3 protein-coding genes are annotated in these 1,853 nt (G+C 69.2%); 2 read left to right on the top strand and 1 reads right to left on the bottom strand.

All coding sequences use genetic code 11. From position 1 onward, the window contains the following. Positions 1-220: 220 nt before the first annotated feature. Positions 221-1,084, bottom strand: coding sequence for a dimethylargininase (gene ddaH, locus ACFWPJ_RS31790; protein WP_378857069.1), 864 nt, complete (start codon positions 1,082-1,084; stop codon positions 221-223). Positions 1,085-1,220: 136 nt separating this feature from the next. Between ddaH and ACFWPJ_RS31785 the strand changes: the two genes are divergently transcribed. Both ACFWPJ_RS31785 and ACFWPJ_RS31780 read left to right on the top strand, forming a co-directional pair. Then, positions 1,221-1,658, top strand: coding sequence for an Lrp/AsnC family transcriptional regulator (locus tag ACFWPJ_RS31785; RefSeq protein WP_189022910.1), 438 nt, complete (start codon positions 1,221-1,223; stop codon positions 1,656-1,658). Between the two features lie 49 nt (positions 1,659-1,707). Beyond that, a partial coding sequence (locus ACFWPJ_RS31780) for a precorrin-8X methylmutase (RefSeq protein ID WP_378857071.1) occupies positions 1,708-1,853 on the top strand: 146 nt, incomplete at its 3' end.

Genomic DNA, 1,853 nt, shown 5'->3' with positions numbered 1-1,853 from the left:
GTGCGGGTGCGTCCGCACGCGTAGGCCTACTCGTCGTCCGGCAGCGCACGCCTCCGCCACCGCCACCACCGGGGCGGCATCACCGACCACCAGTCACATCTCGCCCTCGTGGCCCCACATCGCGGTTACCACCTGCCACAGCGAACGACCCTTGGCGGTGAGCCGGTAGTTGTAGGACCGAGATACCCGAGCTCGCCGCCCGGGGCGAACCGGGTCCCGGCTACCCGGCGGTCGTGTCGCGGCGGGTGTGCAGCTCCAGCACGCAGCACTTCACACCGCCGCCACCCTTGCGCAATTCGGACATGTCGACCGGGATCGGCGCGAACCCGCGGGCCCGCAGCGCCGCGATGAGGCTGGTCGCGCCCGGGTCGAGGAACACGTGGTGGCCGTCGCTGACGCCGTTGAGCCCGAAGGACAGTGCGTCGTTCTCGTCGGCGCGGATCGCGTCCGGGTAGAGGGTGGTCAGGACGTCGCGGGCGGCGGGGCTGAACGCGGCCGGGTAGTAGGCGATGGTGGTGTCGTCGAGGACCATCAGCGCGGTGTCGAGGTGATAGAAGCGGGGATCGACGAGTTCGAGGGAAACCACCGGCAGGTCGAAGTACTGTGCGACCTCGGCGTGCGCGGATAACGAGCAGCGGAAGCCGACGCCGGCCAGGATTCGGTGCCCGGCGAACGCGAAATCGCCCTCGCCCTCGTTGGTTTCGCAGGCAGGCGCGAGGGCGCGCAGTTCCCTGGCGGCGAACCAGCGGTGGAACGCGGGGCCCTCCGCGGCGCGTTCGGGGTGGGCGAAGCGTGCCGAGAGCGCGTGCCCGCCGATCACGATTCCGCTGTTGGCGGCGAACACCATGTCGGGCAGGCCGGGTTCGCCGGGCACCGTCTCCACGGAATGCCCGTGTTCCTCGAGCACCGCCCGCAGGATCTCCCACTGGGCCAGGGCGCGCGGCCGGTCGACGGGGGTCGCGGGGTCCATCCACGGATTGATCGCGTAGGCGACCTCGAAGTGGTCGGGCCTGCACAGCACGTAGCGGCGCGGGGTGGCGACCCGCGCGGGCGCTGTGGCGCGAAGGGGGGCTGCGGCGGTCATCAGGACTCCCGGTGGCTGCGCGGTTCGAGTGTTCCTACGAAGGTAAATGTCGTCGCATTGCACGGGGAACACCGATTTGTTGCGCATTGTGGTGTGAGAATGGGGAATCATTGCGTCTGAGCGAGGGAGGAGTGGCGTGGACGATATCGATCGGCGCATCCTGGCGGTGCTGCTCACCCACGCGCGTGCCTCGTTCCAGGAGATCGGCTCGGTGGTCGGGCTCTCGGCGCCCGCGGTGAAGCGGCGGGTGGACAAGATGGTCGCCAGCGGACAGATCACCGGGTTCACCGCGCAGGTCAATCCGGCGGCGCTGGGCTGGAAGACCGAGGCGTACGTGGAGGTCTACTACCGCGACAACATCTCCCCCGCCGAACTGCGGCGAACCCTGGAACCGATTCCGCAGGTCGTCGGCGTCTGGACCATCGCGGGCGAGGCCGATGCGCTGGTACACGTGATGGCCACCGACATGGCCGAGATCGAGGTGACGGTCGAGCGGATCAGGGAGAACGCGCGGGTCGGCCGCACCCGCAGCTCACTGGTGATGTCGCGCATCCTCGAGCGGCCACGCACCTGAGTGACCCGCGACGAACACCACGTCCGGACCAGGTTCTAGGGTTGACCGCATGTCCGACCTGCATGCCAGCTACCTCACCGACGGGGCCGAGATCTATCGGCGCTCGTTCGCGACGATTCGCGCCGAAGCCGACCTAGCCGGTTTCCCCGCCGACATCGAGCGGGTGGCGGTCCGGATGATCCACGGCTGTGGACC

The organism is Nocardia sp. NPDC058497 (genome assembly GCF_042720195.1).
GTDB lineage: Bacteria > Actinomycetota > Actinomycetes > Mycobacteriales > Mycobacteriaceae > Nocardia.
Note: the sequence above shows the minus strand (reverse complement) of the source record. Positions and strands in the feature narration are given on the sequence as shown.

Bases quoted from the DNA above. Each gene is read 5' to 3' on its own strand.
- ddaH (WP_378857069.1), bottom strand. From the start codon at position 1,084: ATGACCGCCGCAGCCCCCCTTCGCGCCACAGCGCCCGCGCGGGTCGCC.